This window comes from Stenotrophomonas sp. Steno-Z10-HUANG, assembly GCF_056393075.1.
This window is the reverse complement of sequence record NZ_JBWJPA010000009.1, coordinates 14620-29944: the sequence shown is the minus strand read 5'-3', so window position 1 is coordinate 29944 and position 15325 is coordinate 14620. Positions and strand designations below refer to the sequence as shown.

Sequence of the window (15325 nt, the reverse complement as noted above, 5' to 3'; positions counted from 1 at the left end):
CGCTCCGCTGCAACGGGGCTTCCACGAACCGGGCGCGCAGGGCGTGCCCGAGCAGGTATGCCGAACCATGGATCACGACACCACGCCATCGCTGCCTGACCGGACGTTGCCGGTGCTGTACGCCGACGACTGGCTGGCGGTGGTCGACAAGCCGGCCGGGCTGATGGTCCACGACAGCAAGCTGGCGCGCGGCGAGGACGACTTCCTCGCCGACCGCCTGCGCGAACAGCTGGGCCGGCCGATCTTCCTGATCCACCGCCTGGACCGTGCCACCAGCGGCTGCCTGCTGCTGGCCTTCGACCGCGACACCGCCAGTGCGCTGGGCAAGACGCTGATGGGCGGCGACGTCGGCAAGCACTACCTGGCCGTGTGCCGCGGCTGGCCGGCGGAGGACGTCTTCAGCGTCGACCACGACCTCGACGGCGGCCCCGGCAAGCCGCTGAAGAAGCCGGCCGTCACCCACTTCCAGAAGCTGCTGACCGGCGAGTTGCCGGTGCCCTCCAACGGCTTCCCGACCTCGCGCTACGCGCTGCTGCGCTGCCAGCCGCAGACCGGGCGCTTCCGCCAGATCCGCCGCCACTTGAAACACGTGTTCCACCACCTGATCGGCGACACCAGCCACGGCGACGGCCGCCACAACCGCACGTTCCGCATGCACGGCGTGCACCGCATGCTGCTGCACGCGCAGCGGCTGTCGTTCCCGCACCCGCAGGACGGGCGCCGTATCGAGGTGAGCGCGCCGCTGGACGCGGAGTTCCGCAAGGCGTTCGCGCTGCTGGGCTGGGACCAGGACGCGCTGGACCCGCGGCGCGACTGATCCGGCAGCCGCCGCGTATGCGCCCAACCGCGAGCCGGCAAAGCGGCCTTCCGCGGCGGCGCTGGATGCCTCTGCCGGTGGCCGGCAAGCGCCGCTGGATCAGCGGCCGGCGGCCAGCGCGGCCAGCACGATCAGCGCCACGCTGCAGGCGAAGCCGCCCAGCCACGCCAGGCTGCGCGGCAACGGCTTGTCGCCGACATAGAGCACGCCATGCAGGACGCGGAACACCACGAAGGCGATGGCCAGCGGATTGACCGTCGCCGGGTCCACGCCGGCCAGCTGCGCCAGGATCACGCCGGCGGCGAACGGGGCGAAGTTCTCGAACGCGTTCAGGTGCGCGCCGTTGGCGCGCTGCACGAGGTAGTTGTCGCTTCTGGCGACCCAGGCGCGTGGATTGCGGTTGTTGTAGCCGGGCCGCATCTTGGCCACCGCCACCCAGACGTAAGGCAGGATCGCGGCGATCAACACACACCAGTAAGCGGTCGACATGGGCTGCTCCTTCCGGGAAAGGTGCAGCCTAGCCGATGCCGCCGCCCGTTGTCGGCTCCCCGCCCGGCCTAGCGGGAAGCGTCCGCCGGCTGCTTCAGCCGCTCCAGCAGCGCATTGACCTCGGCGTTGTCCGGGGCCTGGGCGTGCAGCCGCTCGAGCAGGGCGCGCGCCTGCTCCGTCCGGTCCTGCCGGTAGAGCACCTGGGCCATGCCCTGCATCGCGTCGTTGTCGTCGGGCGAGAGCCTGAGCGCCTGCTCGAACGCGGTGGACGCGCCCTGCAGGTCGTCCAGGCGCAGCAGCGCGAAGCCCAGGCCACCCCAGGCGTCGGCCTTGGGATCGGGCATCAGCGTGGCCCGCCGGAACGCATCGCGCGCCAGCACGTTCTCGCCGCGGCGCAGCTGGACCCAGCCGGTGAGCACGTACGCGGCATAGTCCATCGGCTGCACGGTGGCCAGCTCGCGCAGGGCGCCCGCATAGTCGTCCTGCTCGTACAGGCCCTGGGCGCGTTCGTTGGCCAGCTGTCGTTCGCTGCGCCCGTGTTCGAGCGAGCCGTCGAACTCGCTGGTGGCGGCCTGGCCGGCGTGCTGCTCCAGGTAATCGCGCACGCTGGCGGCGCGGTGCAGTCCCAGATAGCAGTGGATGTAGACCGTGCCCGGGCTGGCGATGGCGGCATCGGCCGCGGCGCGCGAATTGCGTTCGTAGTCGGCGCCGAAGCGCTGCCCGAGGATGCTGCCCATCGGGAAATTGAGCACCCGCATGCCCAGGCGCGCGGCACGTTCCTTCTCATCGTCGAGCAACGCCGCCTCGTAGGGCAGTTGCGGGTTGAGCAGGCTGATGATGGTGGTGATGCCCTCGGCCTTGAGCCGGTGCATGTCCGCATCCACCGGGTAGGGACCGAACACGAAGCGCGCACCGGTCACCGATTGCTGGGCGCGCCACGGCTGCACCACGAAGCTGGCCGGGTGCAGCAGGACCCAGACGCCGGCGGCACCGCCGAGCAGCGCCAGGCATGCGCCGAGGATCAGCAGCTTGTTTCTTAACGATTTCTTCATCTTCCCACTCCCGATGCAGTTGCACGTTGGTGAGCATGTGTGATTATTGTGACTCAAGTCACAAAAACTTTGCGTCTTTTTGCCGGTATTAGCCTAGAGATATTCCAACGCGGACATGGATGCCGCTTCTGTGACAGGGAGAAGAACATGGACAGTCTTTTGCACGGTTCGCCGGTAGTGGTGATTGCATTCTGGGTTGCGGTGCTGACCATCACGATGTCCTGTCTGCTGCTGGCCGGGGTCGTGCTGCTCAGGATGCGCGCATTGCGGCGGGAAAGGCGCGATTTCCGCGAGCGCGAGCACTGGATGCAGGTACTGAAACAGGAGCTGGCCGGCGCCTCCCCGCCGTTGCGTCGGCTTGACGCGCGCCAGGCGCACGGGTTCATCGAGGCGTGGAACACGATCCATGAATCGCTGCCCGAGGCCGATTCGCGCCGGCTGGCGGCGCTGGGCGAGCGGGTCGGACTGGTCGAGGCCGCGCGCCGGCAACTCGATGGACGCTACCACGACCGCGCGATGGCGATCATCGCCCTCGGCCACCTGCGCGACCCGCGGCTGTTCGACGAGCTGTCCGGCTTCCTCGAGAACCCCAGCCCGATCGTGTCGCTGTGCGCCGCGCGCGCGCTGGCGCAGATCGACCCGCCGCGGGCGATGGCGCTGTTCGTGCCGATGATCGCCTCGCGCGAGGACTGGTTCCCGGGCAGCGTGGCGCGGATCCTCACCGACAACCACGACGGCAGCGCGGCGCGCGAGCTGTCCAGCGTGCTGCTGCGCGCCAACACCGACACGGCCGCGACCCTGGTGCGCCTGCTGGCGCGCATCGCCCCCGCGCAGGCGGCCGGGGTGGTGCGGCAGCTGCTCGACGCGCAGGTGGACGACCACGTCATCTCGGTGTGCCTGCAGCTGCTCAATGACCCGCAGGACCGCGAGCGGGCCAAGCGCTTCCTCGATTCGCCGCGCTGGCACGTACGCATGCACGCGGCCGCGGCGCTCGGACGCATGGGCGAGCCGGGCGACCGCGGCCTGCTGGAACCGCTGCTGGCGGACAGTGTCTGGTGGGTGCGCTACCGCACCGCGCAGGCGTTGCTGGCGCTGCCCGGCGCGGGCCAGCAGGCGCTGCTGCAGATCAAGGAGCGGCTGGCCGACGCCTATGGCCGCGACATCATCGACCACGTGCTGTCCGAGCACCGCCTGGGGATCAAGGCATGAACACCTACTGGCAGATGGTCCTCGATCATTTCTACCAGGTGCCGTGGGTGCACCTGATGGTCTCGCTGCAATGGTTCTTCATGGCCTACTTCGTGGCCATCAACCTGGCGTACCTGGTGCTGAACTACATCTCGGCGTACCAGATCGTGCGCTACATGCGCGAGCACCGCGCCAACTACCTGCCGGAGGCGCTGCGCGAGTACCAGCCGCCGGTGAGCGTGCTGCTGCCGGCGCACAACGAGGAAAAATCGGTGGTGTCCTCGGTGCGCTCGCTGCTCAAGACCTGCTACCCGGACTACGAGATCGTGGTGATCAACGACGGCTCCACCGACGGTACCCGCGAGGCGCTGATCCAGGCGTTCGGCCTGGTGATGGTGCCCGAGGCCTACCGCGCGCGGCTGAAGACCGAGGCGGTGAAGGGCGTCTACGCGTCGCCGACCCATCCGCGCGTGCGCATGGTGGACAAGGCCAACGGCGGCAAGGCCGATGCGATCAACGCCGGCATCAACTGCGCGCGCTATCCGCTGTTCTGCGTGATGGATGCCGACAGCATCCTGCAGCCGGAGAGCCTGTCGCGGGTGGTGCGGCCGTTCCTCGAGGACCGCCGGGTGGTGGCCAGCGGTGGCGTGGTGCGCGTGCTCAACGGCTGCACCGTCAGCGACGGGCAGCTGTCGCGGATCGGCCTGCCCGACCGCTGGCTGCCCAGCTTCCAGCTGGTCGAGTATCTGCGCGCGTTCCTGTTCGGGCGCGTGGGCTGGTCGCCGATGAACGCGCTGCTGATCATCTCCGGCGCGTTCGGGGTGTTCTACAAGGAGCGCGTGGTCGCGGTCGGCGGCTACCGCGCCGACACCGTGGGCGAGGACATGGACCTGGTGGTGCGCATGCACCGCAGCCTGCGCAGGGAAGGCCGCGACTACCGCATCGTGTTCGTGCCCGACCCGGTGTGCTGGACCGAGGTGCCGGCCGACCTGAAGTCGCTGCGCAGCCAGCGCATGCGCTGGCAGTACGGCCTGGCCGAAAGCCTGTGGTCGAACCTGTCGCTGATGTTCAACCGCCGCGGCGGCGTCGTCGGCTGGATCGCCTTCCCGTTCATGCTGCTGTTCGAGTTCTTCGGGCCGGCGATCGAGGTCATCGGCTACGTGGCGATGATCTCGCTGGCCATCCTCGGCCTGGTGCCGCTGGATGTGTTCCTGGTGTTCCTGGTCGCGGCGGTGGGCATGGGCGTGCTGCTGTCGGTCAACGCCATGCTGCTGGAGGAGCTGTCCTTCGGCCTGTATGCGCGCCCGCGCCAGCAACTGCGGCTGTTCGTGGTGGCGGTGCTGGAGAACTTCGGCTACCGCCAGATCAACTCGCTGTGGCGCCTGGCCGGCACCGTCAACTGGCTGCTGCGGCCGCGCAAGCGCCATGGCTGGGGCCGCATCCAGCGCGACGGCTCCTGGCAGCAGCTGCCGGAAGACGACCTGCCGCCGGCCGCGGTGCCGGCAGCCCCCCTCCGCCCGGACCGTGGCGGACCCACCCCGTGACCAACAGGAATATTCCCGTGGCCGAGTCATCGCGTTTCCAATCCACCCACCGGTCGCTGGCAAAGGGCCTGGCATTGGCGTTGGCCGTCATGGCCGGCCCGGCGCTGGCGCAGGACGGCGCGCCGGACAGCCTCACCGCGCAGATGGCGCAGATCCGCGGCCTGGCCACCGGCGGGCAGCGCGCCGAGGCGATCGAGCGCTACACCGCGCTGCTGGCCGAACACCCCGGCAACGGCGACCTGCTGCTGGCGCGCGGCCGCACCTATGCCTGGGACGGCCAGTACGCGGCCGCCGAGGCGGACCTGGGCACCGTGGTACGCACCAGCCCCGGCTACGCCGACGCGTGGTCGGCACTGGGCGACCTGTACCGCTGGAGCGACCGCCCGCAGCAGGCCGTGGACGCCTACGCGCGCTGGGTGGAACTGGCGCCGCAGGACCCGCAGGCGCGGATCGCGCGTGGCCGTGCGCTGCGCGACGCCGGCCAGCCGGCGGCCGCGCGCGCCGACTTCGATGCCGCGCTGGCGATGGGTGCGGACCCGGCCGAGGTCGATTCGCTGCGGCAGAGCCTGCTGCCGCGCACGGCCAACCCCGACGCGATGATCGCCGGCGGCTACAGGTGGGGTGCCAATGCCGGTTGGGACCACACCGGCTTCAGTGGCGGGCGGCAGAGCTGGAACGACGCCAACCTGACGCTGCGCCGCTACTTCGAGCGTGGTTCGCTGGGCCTGGAACTGCTGCGCGCCGACCATTTCGGCCGCAACGACACCGCCTGGGCGCTGGATGGCTACGTGCCGTTGTGGACCCGCGCCTATGCCAACCTGCGCTACCAGCAGGGGCCGTCGGCCGGCGTGCTGCCGAAGCAGGCCTGGCGCGCCGAGGTGTTCCAGGGCGTGGGCAGTGGCTGGGAGCTGTCGGCCAGCGTCGACCACCTGCGTTTCTCCGGCAACACCGAGTTCTACGGCATCGGCGTGGGCCGCTACGTCGGCAACTGGTATGGCCGCTACAAGCTGCAGCACGTGCCGGGCGTGGGCTCGGGCAGCTGGAGCCACCGGCTGCTGCTGCGCAACTACTACCGCGGCGATGCGGACGACTACTGGGAGGTGAACGCCGGCACCGGCCGCAGCACCGACATGGACCGTTTCGGCACCGTGGTGCGCAACAGCAATGCCGCGGTCGGTGTTGCGTGGATGCACTATTTCGCGCCGCACTGGGGCCTCAAGCTCGGCGCCGGCTATGCCGACGACGACGGTGGCTTTGCCGAGAAGCGGCTGTCGCTGTCGGTCTATTCGCGCTGGTGACGGGAGTGCATCGATGAACACCGGACGCCAGGGCAGTGCGTACCCGCGGTTCTCCTCCGGTTTCCGGGCGCTGCTGCTGGCGCAGTGCGTACTGGTCGCGGCCAGCGTGATCGGCGGCAGCGCCGGCATGGCGTGGAGCAGCGGGGAAAAGTGGACGGTCGCCGGGGTCGCGCTGGCGCAGGCGCTGCTGGTGCTGTTGCGCACGGTGCCGGTACTGCTGCTGCTGTCGCTGCCGCTGCTGGCGCTGCGGCGGCCGCTGCTGCGCGCGGTGGCGGTGGCCGTGCCCTGGTCGCTGCTGATCATCGTGCAGGGCATGCTCGACCAGTACTACCAGGTGGCGCGCGTGCCGCTGGGCGCGGACCTGTTCGGCTACAGCCTGGCCGAAATACGCACCGCGCTCGGCGACGGGGCGCCGCTGGACGCCGGCACCGTGCTGGCCATCGGCCTGCCGCTGCTGGCGCTGTGGGCCGGGCTGTGGTGGTGGGTGCGGCGCGATGCGCGTGGCTCGGTGCTGTGGACCACGCTGCTGCTGGTGGCCGGGTTGCTGGCCTGGCTGGTACCGCTGCCGGCCGGCGCCGCCGCACTGAAGGACGAACCGGCGCGCGGACTGGCCAGCAACAAGCTGGCCTGGTTCGGCGCCGACGTATGGCGCTGGCAGGACGCAGCCGCGCCTGCCGCGGCCGGCGGCGCGGCCGCGGCCGCCGACCCCGGCGAGCCGGCGCTGGATCCGCACTACCCGTTCCTGCACGACGAACGCACGCCGGACACGCTCGGTCCCTGGTTCTCGCCCACCGCCGACGGCCACCCGCCGAACGTGGTGGTCATCGTGGTGGAGGGGCTGGGGCGCTCGTTCTCCGGCCCGGAGGCCACGCTGGGCAGCTTCACCCCGTTCCTCGACGAGCTGGCGACGCGCAGCCTGTACTTCGACAATTTCCTGGCCAACCAGGGCCGTACCTTCGGCGTGCTGCCCAGCCTGCTGGGCTCGGCGCCGTTCGCCGACCAGGGGTTCACCGCGCTGGGCGACCGCATGCCGCCGCATCCGGGCCTGTTCAGCGTGCTTGGCCAGCAGGGCTACCACACGGCCTTCTACAACGGCACCGACACCGGCTTCGACAACGAGAGCGGTTACATGCGCCTGCAGCAGGTGCAGACGCTGGTGGACATGAACTCCTTCGGTCCGGGCTACGCGCGCAACCCGTTCAGTACCTGGGGCTACCCGGACAAGGAGCTGGTGTCGCGGGTGCTGGCCGACAGTGGCCGCCTGCAGCCGCCGTTCCTGCTGGCGATGCAGACCATCACCATGCACACCAGCTACCGCTTCCCCGGCCAGGACGCCTACCGCGCGCAGTTCGCCCAGCGCCTGGCCCAGCTGCGGATTCCGGCGGCGCAGCTGCCGTCCTACCAGGCGCAGGCGGACATCTACAGCAGCATCCTCTACACCGACGACCAGCTGCGCCGCTACTTCGACGAAGTGGCCAAGGCGCCGTGGTATGCCAACACCGTGTTCCTGATCACCGGCGACCATCGCCTGCCGGAAATCCCGATGGGCGAGCACGTCGACCGCTACCACGTGCCGCTGATCATCTTCTCGCCGCTGCTCAAGCGCGCCGCGCGCATCCGCGCGGTTTCGTCGCAGCTGGACGTGACGCCGTCGCTGCTGGCCCTGTTGTCGAACACCTATGGGCTGAAGCGGCCGGCGCGGACGCCGTGGCTCGGCACCGGCCTGGACATGGCCGACACGTTCCGCAACATCCACGCGTTGCCGCTGAAGCAGACCAAGACCAGCGCGGTGGAGTACCTGGCCGACCGCTGGTGGCTGTACGACGGCAAGCTCTACCAGCTGCAGGAGGGCATGCACCTGGCCGAGGTCGATGATGCGTCGCTGCTGGCGTGGGCCAATGCGCGCCTGCAGCGCTACACGCAGGCCAATGCGATCTTCATGCAGCAGCAGGCGCTGGACCCGGACGCGGCCAGACCGGTGCTGGTGGCCTACCAGGCCGCGCCGCAGATACAGGTGCAGGCACCGGCGGGCCCGGCCATGGCCGGGCTGTCCATGGAATCGGCGCAGGTGGTGCCGGCCGGCAACGGCCTGCGCCTGTCGATGGTGTTCGGCAATGGCGACGGCACACCCAGCCGCACCTTCGTGCCGCTGGCGGTGCTGACCGCCGCCGACGGCAGCGAACTGCACGAAGTGTACGGCCAGGCGCTGGCCCTGCCCGCGGGCGGACGGCAGCAGGTGCAGCTGCAGCTGCCGCGGCCCGACGCCTGCAGCGCGCGCTGCTATGTCTCCGTGTTTCCGTCCGATCCGGACACCGGCAAGGCCATCGGGCAGGGGCGCTATCGCCTGCCGGTGGACGCGGTCAACGCAACGGGAACCTCGCCGTGACACACCTGCGCATCAGTCTGGGCCTGCTGTTGGTTCTGTGCGTCCTGCCGCTGGCGGCATCCGCCGGCGCCAGCCGCGCGATCTGGACCTGGGAGGCGGAGTCCTACGCGATGGTCGAGGATCCGGCCGTGGCCGAGGAGGCGGTGGCCTACCTCAAGTCGCAGCATATCGACACGGTGTACCTGTACGCCGACGCCTACCGCGGCCGTAACCTCATCGTCGACCAGCCGCAGCTGTACCGTGCCTTCATCGAGCGCCTGCACGGGCAGCGCATGAAGGTGTACGCGCTGCTGGGCTCGGCCTACCTCAACACCGAGAACTACGTGCTGCCGGCCTACCGCGCCGAGGCCGAGGCCATGTTCCGGCGGGTGGTCGAGTACAACGCCGCGGCGCCGGCGGCGGCGCGCTTCGACGGCGTCAACCTCGACATCGAGCCGCACATCCTCGACGAGTGGAACGACCAAACCCGCGAGCGCCTGCTGGTCGGCTTCCTGGACATGAGCGACGCGCTGATGCGGATCAAACGCGCGTCCGGCGCTCAGTTGCAGGTGGGCCCGGCCATCCCGTTCTGGCTGGACGGCATCACCCTGGAATGGAAGGGCACGCTGCGCCCGGTCAGCGAGCATGCCATCGACATTTACGACTATGTCGCGCTGATGGACTACCGCGACAAGGCCGAGGGTCGCGACAGCATCCTCTCGCACGCGGCCGAGGAGATCGCCTACGCCAACCGCGTCGGCAAGCAGGTGGTGATCGGGCTGGAGGTGTCCTCCAACGATATCAACAAGGTCACCTTCCACGAGGAAGGCCCGAGGGTGTTCGAGCGCGAGGTGCGCAAGGTCGAGCAGGCGCTGGGCGCCGAACCGTCGTTCGCCGGCTTCGCCATCCACCACTACCGCGCCTACCGGCGCTGGGCCGCCCGCGACTGGCCCGACCTGTAGCCCGCGCGGCCGCCGTGCCCCCTCGCGGCGGCCGGCGACGCGCTTACAATGCGCCGATGGTCAGTGAAGCCCTCCAGGTCTCGGCGCGGCTGGCGATTCCGGAAGCGGAGATCGTCGAGCGCTTCGTGCGCGCCAGTGGCGCCGGCGGGCAGAACGTGAACAAGGTGTCCAGCGCGGTCGAGCTGCGTTTCGACGTGGCCGGCTCGCCGTCGCTGCCGGAGCCGCTGCGCGCGCGCCTGCTGGCGCGGCGCGACCGGCGGCTCACCGAGGGCGGCGTGCTGGTGATCGACGCGCAGCGCTTCCGTACCCAGGAGCGCAACCGCGCCGATGCGCGCGAGCGCCTGGCGGAGTTCATCCGCGCCGGGATGGTGGTCCCCAAGGCGCGGGTCGCGACCAAGCCCACCCACGGCTCCAGGATGCGCCGGCTGGAACAGAAGAAGGAGCGCGCGCAGGTCAAGCGCGGCCGCTCGCAACGCAACTGGGAGTAACGCTTGGACAACCCTTCCTCGCCGGCCCGGGGGCCGGTGGTTCCGCCCGTTCCCGCGAACGTGCCGCACGTGGGCGGCAGCGGCTTCGTGCGCTGGCTCGGGCGCACGGTCCTGCGCCTGGGCGGCTGGCGTGTGGTCGGGCCGATCCCCGACCTGCGCAAGGCCGTGGTCATCGCCGCGCCGCATTCGTCCAACTGGGACGGCCTGTGGGGCCTGGCGGCGAAGATGGCGCTGGGCATCGAGGCGCGCATCCTCGGCAAGGACAAACTGTTCTGGTGGCCGCTGGGCACGGTGCTGCGGCGGCTGGGCGTGGTGCCGCTGGACCGCAGTTCGCCGCAGGGCACGGTGGGGCAGGCGGTGGCGATGATCCAGGGCAGCGAACGCATCTGGTTCGCGCTGGCGCCGGAAGGCACGCGCAAGCCGGTGAAGGAATGGAAGAGCGGCTTCATCCGCATCGCGCGCATGGCGCAGGTGCCGATCGTGCCGGCGTACTTCCACTACCCGGACAAGGTCATCGGCTTCGGCCCGCCGTTCCATACCAGCGGCGACGACAACGCGGACATGGTGGCGGTGCGCCACTGGTACCGGCCGTGGATCGGCCGCAACCGCGGCACGGTGTAGGCCATGGGCATCGCACTGATCTGGCTGCGCGACGACCTGCGCCTGGATGACCACCCGGCGCTGCGTGCGGCGCTGGACCGCGGCCTGCGGCCGCTGCCGGTCTACATCCACGCCCCGCAAGAGGAAGGCGACTGGGCGCCCGGCGCGGCGTCGCGCGCGTGGCGCCGGCGCGCCCTGGCGGCGCTCGCCGAAGAACTGCAGCGGCGCGGTTCGCGGCTGCTGCTGGCGCGCGGGCCGACGCTCGCCACCCTGCAGGCGCTGGCCGCGCGCACCGGTGCCGAGGCGGTGCTGTGGACGCGCCGCTACGAGCCGGCCATCGAGCAGCGCGACGCGCACATCAAGCGCAGCCTGCGCCAGGCCGGCCTGCACGCGGAGAGCTTCAACGGCGCGCTGCTGTTCGAGCCGTGGGAACTGGCCACCCGCCAGGGCGACCCGTACCGGGTGTTCACCCCGTTCTGGAAATCGGCGCGCGCGCAGTGGCGGCCGCTGTCGACCTGGGATGCGCCGGCACGGCTGCCGTCGGCGGACGTCCCCGGCCTGCCCCCCGGTGAGCGCCTGGACGACCTGCTGCCGGCGCCGGTGCCGGCCTGGGATACGGGCTTCTGGGAGCACTTCAGCCCCGGCGAGGCCGGTGCCCGCGCGGCCATGCAGGCATTCCTCGACGGTGCCGTGCACGGCTACGCGCAGCGCCGTGATTTCGCCGCCGAGGCCGGTACCTCGCGGCTCTCGCCGCACCTGCACCATGGCGAGCTGTCGGTACGCCGGATCGCCGCGGCGGTGCTGGATGCTGGCGATGCCATCGCCGAACCGGACCGCGACCGCTTCCTCGCCGAGCTGGGCTGGCGCGAGTTCGCCCACCACGTGCTGCACCACTACCCGCGGGTGCCGGAGCACAACCTCGACCCGCGCTTCGACGATTTCCCGTGGGCGGCGCCCGACGAGCCGCGGCTGGAGGCGTGGCGGCGCGGGCGCACCGGGGTGCCGATCGTCGATGCAGGCATGCGCGAGCTGTGGCATACCGGCTGGATGCACAACCGCGTGCGCATGGTGGTGGCCAGCTGGCTGACCAAGCACCTGCGCCAGCACTGGCTGCACGGCGCGCGCTGGTTCTGGGACACGCTGCTGGATGCCAACCTGGCCAACAACACCCAGGGCTGGCAGTGGACCGCCGGCACCGGCGCCGACGCCGCACCGTATTTCCGCGTGTTCAACCCGGTCAGCCAGGCGCGCCGGTTCGACCCGGAGGGCGCCTATGTCGCGCGCTGGGTGCCGGAACTGGCGCGGCTGCCGCTGCCGGCGCGGTTCGCGCTCTGGGAGCACCCGGAGCTGGCCCGCCGGCTGGCGCCGGGCTACCCGGCGCGGCCGCAGGTGGACCTGGCCGCGGGCCGCGCCGATGCACTGGCCGCCTTCGCCGCGCTGCGCGGCGGGCGGGCGGGCTGAGCAGCCGGCAGCGGCCGCACACCCAGGCGCCACCACCGGCACATGCCAGCGCGCGGCCGACGGAGTAGGGTGCGTGATCGCACGCATCCCCGTTCCGCAGGAGCACATCACATGTCGCGTACCCTCACCCTGGCCGCCGCCATCAGCCTCGCGCTGGCGGCCTGTTCCGGCAAGGAGTCCACTGCCCCCGTGACCCCCGAAACCGCTACCGCCGCGCATCCCGCCGCCGCGTCGACCAACCCGTTCATGAGCGCCAGCACGCTGCCGTTCCAGGCGCCGGCGTTCGACCGCATCAAGGACAGCGACTACCTGCCGGCGTTCGAGGAAGGCATGCGCCAGCAGCTGGCCGAGATCGCCCGGATCACCGCCAACGCCGAGCCGGCCACGTTCGACAACACCCTGCTGCCGCTGGAGCAGTCCGGCGCCATCCTCGACCGCACCAGCCGCGTGTTCTTCGGCGTGGTGCAGGCCGACACCAATCCGGAACGGCAGAAGATCCAGGAACAGGTGATCCCGAAGCTGGCCGCGCACAGCGACGCCATCCACCTGGACCCCAGGCTGTTCGCGCGGGTGAAGGCGGTCTATGACGCGCGCGCCGGCGCCGGGCTGGATCCGGAGCAGCTGCGCGTGGTCGAGGAAACCTACAAGGGCTTCGTCAAGGCCGGCGCCCAGCTCAACGACGCCGACAAGGAAACGCTCAAGCAGTACAACGCCGAGGAAGCCACGCTCGCCAACGACTTCCACAACAAGCTGGTCGCGGCCACCGCCGCCGGCGCGGTGGTGGTCGACGACAAGGCGAAACTGGCCGGCCTGTCCGACGGCGACATCGCCGCCGCCGGGGAGGCGGCCAAGGGCCGCAAGCTCGACGGCAAGTGGGTGCTGGCGCTGCAGAACACCACCCAGCAGCCGGTGCTGGCCTCGCTGCGCGACCGCGACCTGCGCGCACGGGTGCTGCAGGCGTCGGAGACCCGCACCGAGCAGGGCGACGGCAACGACACCCGCGCGATCATCCAGCGCCTGGCGCAGCTGCGCGCGGCCAAGGCGAAACTGCTGGGCTTCCCCAACTACGCCGCCTACAACCTCGGCGACCAGATGGCGCAGACCCCGGCCAACGCGCTGAAACTGCTGACCGACACCGTGCCGGCGGCCACCGCCAAGGCGCGCGGTGAACTGGCCGAGATCCAGAAGGTCATCGACGCCCAGAACGGCGGCTTCAAGGCCGCGGCCTCGGACTGGGATTTCTACGCCGAGCAGGTACGCAAGGCCCGCTACGACCTGGACGAGGCGCAGATCAAGCCGTACTTCGAACTGGACAACGTGCTGCAGAACGGCGTGTTCTTCGCCGCCAACCAGCTCTATGGGCTGACCTTCAAGGAACGCAAGGACATCCCGGTCTACCACCCGGACGTGCGCGTGTTCGAGGTCACCGATGCCAACGGCCAGCCGCTGGCGCTGTTCTACGCCGACTTCTACAAGCGCGACAGCAAGTCCGGTGGCGCGTGGATGGACGTGTTCGTCGAGCAGGACGGCCTGGCCGGTACCCGCCCGGTGGTCTACAACGTGTGCAACTTCACCAAGCCCGCCGCCGGGCAGCCGGCGCTGCTGAGCTGGGACGACGTCACCACGATGTTCCATGAGTTCGGCCATGCCCTGCACGGCATGTTCTCCAATACGAAGTACCCGAGCGTGGCCGGTACCGCGGTGCCGCGCGATTTCGTCGAGTTCCCGTCGCAGTTCAACGAGCACTGGGCGTCGGACCCGAAGGTGTTCGCCAACTACGCCAAGCACTACCAGAGCGGGGAGCCGATGCCGCAGGCGCTGGTGGACCGGATCGCCAAGGCCAGGACCTTCAACCAGGGCTACGCCACCACCGAGTACCTGGCCGCGGCGCTGCTCGACCTGGCCTGGCACACGCAGGGCGCCGATGCCCCACGGCAGGACGTGGATGCGTTCGAGGCCGCGGCGCTGAAGCAGTACCGCGTCGACCTGCCGCAGGTACCGCCGCGTTACCGCAGCAGCTACTTCGACCACATCTGGGGCGGCGGCTATTCGGCCGGCTACTACGCCTACTTCTGGGCGGAGATGATCGACCATGACGCTTTCGAGTGGTTCAAGGAGCACGGCGGCCTGACCCGCGAGAACGGCCAGGTGTTCCGCGACCGGATCCTGTCCATCGGCAATACCCGCGACCTGGCCACCGCCTACCGCGAGTTCCGCGGCAAGGATCCGAGCGTGGAGCCGCTGCTGAAGCACCGCGGGCTGAAGTAAGCGCTCGATCCGGCGTCCGCCGGCTGCACGAACGGCAGGGGCAGCCCTGCCGTTCGTGCCTGTGCCGCCGGTGGCGCGCTCACAGGCGCACCAGCAGCAACAGGCGTACCTGCGCCGGCAGCGCGTCGTGCCGGCGCGCCGCCAACCCGCAGATGTGCTGCAGCAGCGCCTGCGGATCGTCGCCCGGCAGATCGCCGGCGCCGACGCTGACGCCGATCTGGCCCCACCAGCGGGGGTGGCCGTCGGCGATGATCTCGTAGCCGGCCGCGTAGTGGCGGGTGCCGCCGTCAGGTGCCGACATGCACCCGCTCACCGGCGTCGTTGCAGGCCAGGTGCTCCAATGCCACCTCCAGCGCCAGCACGTAGCTCTGCGCGCCGCACCCGTGGGCGACCGCAAGGCGGTGGCCCGCGTTTTCCGGCAGCTGCGCTGGGTTGGCATCGGCGGCAGTGTCATGTACTTCGACATAGGCGTTGCGCAGGCGCGGCAACAGCCGCCGCAGCCGCTCGCTTGAGACGCAGGCGCCGGGCGCCAGCAGCACGACGTCGGCCGGGTCGTGGTCGGCAACGCACAGGGCCTCGAGCAGTTCCTGTTCGGAGCGGCAGTCGCGCAGGGCCAGCGTGGTGTCGGCCTCGAGCGCACGGCTGACCACCGACTGCAGCACCGCGGCGGGCAGCGGGGCGGGCATGTGGGGCGCGTTGCCGGGCAGGTCGGGCCCGCGCAGCAGGAAGACCGACTGCGGCCTGTGGGCCGGCGCGGGGGTGGGGTGCAGGCAGGGACGAGGCATGATGGCTG

General features: G+C 70.6%; 14 protein-coding genes. 10 read left to right on the top strand and 4 right to left on the bottom strand.

Annotated features, from left to right (window positions below; genetic code table 11):
* The first annotated feature begins 67 nt into the window (after positions 1-67).
* Positions 68-817, top strand: a complete 750-nt coding sequence (locus tag AC06E6_RS12465; protein ID WP_240212493.1) for a pseudouridine synthase — start codon at positions 68-70, stop codon at positions 815-817.
* A 99-nt stretch (positions 818-916) separates the two neighbouring features.
* Here the strand turns inward: AC06E6_RS12465 and AC06E6_RS12460 are convergent, their stop codons facing one another.
* Complete coding sequence (locus AC06E6_RS12460; RefSeq protein ID WP_240212492.1) at positions 917-1306, bottom strand: MAPEG family protein; 390 nt, start codon at positions 1304-1306, stop codon at positions 917-919.
* Between the two features lie 68 nt (positions 1307-1374).
* Positions 1375-2358 (bottom strand): tetratricopeptide repeat protein, encoded by a 984-nt coding sequence (locus AC06E6_RS12455; protein WP_240212491.1) that lies wholly within the window; start codon positions 2356-2358, stop codon positions 1375-1377.
* A gap of 147 nt (positions 2359-2505) precedes the next feature.
* Between AC06E6_RS12455 and AC06E6_RS12450 the strand changes: the two genes are divergently transcribed.
* From AC06E6_RS12450 to dcp, 9 genes are all read left to right on the top strand, one after another.
* Positions 2506-3567 carry a HEAT repeat domain-containing protein gene (locus AC06E6_RS12450; protein ID WP_240212490.1) on the top strand — a complete coding sequence of 354 codons (1062 nt, stop codon included), beginning with the start codon at positions 2506-2508 and terminating at the stop codon, positions 3565-3567.
* Entirely contained in the window at positions 3564-5090 is a 1527-nt protein-coding gene (locus AC06E6_RS12445; RefSeq protein ID WP_202626413.1) for a glycosyltransferase family 2 protein, read from the top strand. Before AC06E6_RS12450 ends, AC06E6_RS12445 begins: the two co-directional genes overlap by 4 nt.
* Before the next feature lie 17 nt (positions 5091-5107).
* Positions 5108-6388, top strand: coding sequence for a YaiO family outer membrane beta-barrel protein (locus AC06E6_RS12440; protein ID WP_240212489.1), 1281 nt, complete (start codon positions 5108-5110; stop codon positions 6386-6388).
* Between the two features lie 13 nt (positions 6389-6401).
* A complete protein-coding gene (locus AC06E6_RS12435) occupies positions 6402-8774 on the top strand; it encodes an LTA synthase family protein (protein WP_240212488.1) in 2373 nt (790 codons plus the stop codon).
* Positions 8771-9715 (top strand): hypothetical protein, encoded by a 945-nt coding sequence (locus AC06E6_RS12430; RefSeq protein ID WP_240212487.1) that lies wholly within the window; start codon positions 8771-8773, stop codon positions 9713-9715. Before AC06E6_RS12435 ends, AC06E6_RS12430 begins: the two co-directional genes overlap by 4 nt.
* 56 nt (positions 9716-9771) lie before the next feature.
* On the top strand, positions 9772-10203 hold the full coding sequence (gene arfB / locus AC06E6_RS12425; protein WP_161614492.1) for an alternative ribosome rescue aminoacyl-tRNA hydrolase ArfB: 432 nt from the start codon (positions 9772-9774) through the stop codon (positions 10201-10203).
* Positions 10204-10239: 36 nt separating this feature from the next.
* Positions 10240-10824 carry a lysophospholipid acyltransferase family protein gene (locus AC06E6_RS12420; RefSeq protein WP_233996395.1) on the top strand — a complete coding sequence of 195 codons (585 nt, stop codon included), beginning with the start codon at positions 10240-10242 and terminating at the stop codon, positions 10822-10824.
* Between the two features lie 3 nt (positions 10825-10827).
* Positions 10828-12264, top strand: a complete 1437-nt coding sequence (locus AC06E6_RS12415) for a cryptochrome/photolyase family protein (protein WP_478061542.1) — start codon at positions 10828-10830, stop codon at positions 12262-12264.
* Between the two features lie 111 nt (positions 12265-12375).
* Complete coding sequence (dcp, locus tag AC06E6_RS12410; protein ID WP_478061540.1) at positions 12376-14532, top strand: peptidyl-dipeptidase Dcp; 2157 nt, start codon at positions 12376-12378, stop codon at positions 14530-14532.
* Between the two features lie 79 nt (positions 14533-14611).
* On the opposite strand, the gene AC06E6_RS12405 is transcribed toward dcp, so the two are convergent.
* Together AC06E6_RS12405 and AC06E6_RS12400 are read right to left on the bottom strand one after the other, a co-directional pair.
* Entirely contained in the window at positions 14612-14833 is a 222-nt protein-coding gene (locus AC06E6_RS12405) for a hypothetical protein (RefSeq protein ID WP_240212484.1), read from the bottom strand.
* Positions 14820-15218, bottom strand: coding sequence for a 3-dehydroquinate dehydratase (locus tag AC06E6_RS12400; protein ID WP_321989502.1), 399 nt, complete (start codon positions 15216-15218; stop codon positions 14820-14822). The genes AC06E6_RS12405 and AC06E6_RS12400 overlap by 14 nt, the downstream gene beginning before the upstream one ends.
* Between the last annotated feature and the right edge of the window lie 107 nt (positions 15219-15325).